This window comes from Peptoniphilus sp. oral taxon 836 str. F0141 (assembly GCF_000179335.1).
In the GTDB taxonomy this organism is placed as follows: domain Bacteria; phylum Bacillota; class Clostridia; order Tissierellales; family Peptoniphilaceae; genus Peptoniphilus_A; species Peptoniphilus_A lacrimalis.
This window is the reverse complement of sequence record NZ_AEAA01000081.1, coordinates 1-3,333: the sequence shown is the minus strand read 5'-3', so window position 1 is coordinate 3,333 and position 3,333 is coordinate 1. Positions and strand designations below refer to the sequence as shown.

The 3,333-nt window shown below is 29.1% G+C and carries 5 protein-coding genes; all 5 read right to left on the bottom strand.

Going from position 1 to position 3,333, the window contains the following annotated elements:
- Window positions 1–430, bottom strand: a 430-nt coding sequence (locus tag HMPREF9131_RS03715; protein ID WP_009345431.1) for an ABC transporter permease, incomplete at its 3' end; no start/stop codon positions are given.
- Between the two features lie 7 nt (window positions 431–437).
- Entirely contained in the window at window positions 438–929 is a 492-nt protein-coding gene (locus HMPREF9131_RS08645) for an ABC transporter permease (protein WP_009345428.1), read from the bottom strand.
- An 11-nt stretch (window positions 930–940) separates the two neighbouring features.
- Window positions 941–1,258: a hypothetical protein gene (locus HMPREF9131_RS08640; RefSeq protein ID WP_009345429.1), complete on the bottom strand. Its 318-nt coding sequence runs from the start codon at window positions 1,256–1,258 to the stop codon at window positions 941–943.
- Window positions 1,245–2,021, bottom strand: a complete 777-nt coding sequence (gene phnC, locus HMPREF9131_RS03705) for a phosphonate ABC transporter ATP-binding protein (protein WP_004824516.1) — start codon at window positions 2,019–2,021, stop codon at window positions 1,245–1,247. Before phnC ends, HMPREF9131_RS08640 begins: the two co-directional genes overlap by 14 nt.
- A 43-nt stretch (window positions 2,022–2,064) precedes the next feature.
- Window positions 2,065–3,123 carry a PhnD/SsuA/transferrin family substrate-binding protein gene (locus HMPREF9131_RS03700; RefSeq protein WP_009345427.1) on the bottom strand — a complete coding sequence of 353 codons (1,059 nt, stop codon included), beginning with the start codon at window positions 3,121–3,123 and terminating at the stop codon, window positions 2,065–2,067.
- Between the last annotated feature and the right edge of the window lie 210 nt (window positions 3,124–3,333).

Sequence of the window (3,333 nt, the reverse complement as noted above, 5' to 3'; positions counted from 1 at the left end):
CGGCAAAAGGTCCAGGTCCTGTTACTCTAATAAACATAAGACCATAAACAATTGCTGGTATAGTTCTTATAACCATAATTAAAAGTTTTGTTAAAAAAGCTATTTGTTTAGGAACTATATTTGAAGAGGCTAAAAATGCCAATGGAATTGAAATTATCGCTCCTATAATAGTCCCTAAAAATGCTATGGCTATAGTCTCAAGCAATAAATAAATAACACCCTTACTGTTCAAACTAAATAAAAGTTCTTTATCAGGATTTAAAATTCCTTTAAAAATATTTTTTGCTATTGAAAGCCCATCTCCTGCTGAATTATCAAAATTAACTACAGAACTAGACCAAAATAAGATTGCTAGTAAAGTCACAACAATTGTAAAAATATATAATTTATTATTAGGTTCTTCTCTATATTTTTTTTCTATTTTATCCATATTTCACCTAGTTTAATTTATTTCTGAAATAATGACTTATATTTTCAATTAAAAAAACTGTGATAAGTAGAGCTAAAAGTATTGTTCCAACTCTATTATAATCTCTCCAATTTATATTTTCATTAATTAAAAGTCCAAGTCCACCTGCACCTACATAACCAAGTATAGCCGCATATCTTACATTTCCTTCAAAGTTATAAAGGCTAGTTGATAGGTAATAAGGAAGAATTTGTGGAATAATACCCTTTATAAAAGCAAGTGGTGAAGTATATCCCATAGAAATCAAAGCCTCATACGCTCCCATATTCACTGTTTCAATCTGTTCATAAAGAAGTTTTCCCACATAAGAAAAAGAAAATAGAAATATTGCACAAGTTCCTGCAAAAGTTCCAAGTCCAAATATATAAGTAAATATTAGCGCTGATACTAAAGTAGGTATAGTTCTTATAATTGAAAAGAGCAGTTTAGTTAAAGAATTAATGATTTTACTTTTAACCATATTATTTGAAGCTAAAAAGGAAAAAATATAGCTACAAATGCTCCCAAAAATGAACCTAAAAAACTCATTTTAATCGTATCAAATAAGGGTTCAATTACCGATTTAAAATAAGATAAATTTGGATTGAAAATTTCTTTAAGAATTATAAAAAATTCGCCAAAGTTTTTAATCAAAACTGAAAGAGAAAAACCGGTAATTTTAATTGATATAAATGAAAAAATAAATAAAACCGATAAAATAAAAGGCATTCTTGACCTTTTTTCATAAACAAGTTTCCCGTTAGAAAGCTTGTAAACTTTAGGTTTGAAGATTTTATCATATAGACTCATTTTTTTCACCCTTTTTTATTTCGTCAATAGAATCTCCATATATTTGCGTTAAAATTTTATCGTTTACATCCTTGCTGGGACCATGATAAATTATCTGCCCATCTTTAATACCTATTACACTTGTTGCATATTCAAGTGCCAAATCAACATGGTGAATATTTAAAAGAATTGTAATTTTCATCTCTTCATTTATTCTCTTAAAATAACTCATAACAGATCTTGCATTTATTGGGTCAAGACTTGCAACTGGTTCATCTGCTAAGATGATATTAGGATTATAGGCAAGGGTTCTTGCAAGAGCCACTCTTTGTTGTTGACCTCCTGATAAATTATCTGCTCTAACATAAGCTTTATCTAAAATATCAACTTTTTCCAGTGATTCAAGAGCTTTAATCTTATATTCTTTAGGATAAATTCCAAATATTGACCTTATAGGACTGAGTTCGGGAACAAAAGCCGTAAGCACATTATTAATTACAGACATTCTATCAACTAGATTAAAAGATTGAAAAATCATACCGACATTTCTTCTGAACTTTCTAAGCTCCTTACCCTTTAATGAAGAAACATTAATATCTCCAACTGTTAGTGAACCACCAGTAATATCGTGCATTTTATTTATTGTCCTAATTAAAGTAGATTTACCTGCACCAGATCTACCAATAATTGCCACAAATTCTCCGTCTTTAATTTCCAAATTTACATCCTTCAAAGCTTTAAAACCGCCAGGATATACCTTATCTACATTAGTAAATTTTATCATTTTACTCCCTCTTAAAAAAATAAGGCCCATGGGGCCCTATTAATTAGTTTTTAGCATCTTTTAACAATTTTTGTGCTTCTCTTTCGCCGTCATAGTTTTTGTCTTCAGCTTTTTCATATCCTTCATGATTATAAATAGAAATTATTTGTTTGCCTTCTTCAGTTTGAGCAATTTCTATGAAAGATTGAGCTAGTGCATTTTTAAAATCATCAGTCATAATTTCAGATTTCTTTGAAACAGAAATTGTATCATTGTAAATCTTATCTGTAACTCCAATTACATTTGTTTCATCCCAAATTGAAGCACTCCTTGCAAATTCACTTTGCCATTTGTCTGCATAATCTAGTCTAAGATCACCATAACCAATAATTATATCTACTTGACCAGAAGCAAGTCTTGCTGCTGATGAAGCGTAAGAATCAGCTTGAACTACATTTGCCAAATCTGTTATTCCTTTATTATAATTTTTTTCTAACCATAAATATGGATAAATGTATCCTGCAGAAGAAGATGAACCCATTACTGACCATTTTGCAGAATTTAAATCGTCCCAAGTAAGCTTTTCGCCATTATTTACTTTTTGTGCAAGTTCTTTACCTTTTTCAGATGGACCAGCAATTATAAGACCTCTATAAAAACTTGCCATATTGTCATCTAATTGTTTTGTTGGCTTTTTATCATTCCATTCTTTAGGATTATCTGATTCTACTGAAAGAGCTTTTCTAGTTGCAGTTAATAGTGCTTCACATCCATCAGAATAAAGCACATAAGTACCTCCTGGAATAAATCCAACATCTACAGAACCAGCACTTAAAGCTTCACCTGTAGTTTCGTAGTTAGTTCCTACTGAAATATCAACATCTCCAACTTCGTAACCTTTTTCCTTTAATTTTTCTTTAAGGATATTTTTAAGAGGTTCAGTTTGAGTCACTATTTGTTCAGGATCTCTAGATGGAACAAATTGAACTGTTAATTTTTCAATTTTTTTACTTTCCCCTTTTTCACCTTCACCATTAGAACTATTAGCGTTGTTTTTACCACCACATGCTGTTAAAGCAAAAATTAAACCTAAAGCCATCACGACTTTTAAAATTTTTTTCATTATGTCCTCCCTTGAAAAAATTTTATATCTTACCTATTAATATTAAAATATATATGTAATTAATACAATATTTTTTTAGATTTTTATATAAATATTTTAAATTAATTGTTTTTGTATAAATGCTAAAAATTTTTCAAATTATATTATAGAATTTAGAAATAAAAAAATAGACTCCAAATGGAATCTATTCTTCTATAATTAAATAAAATT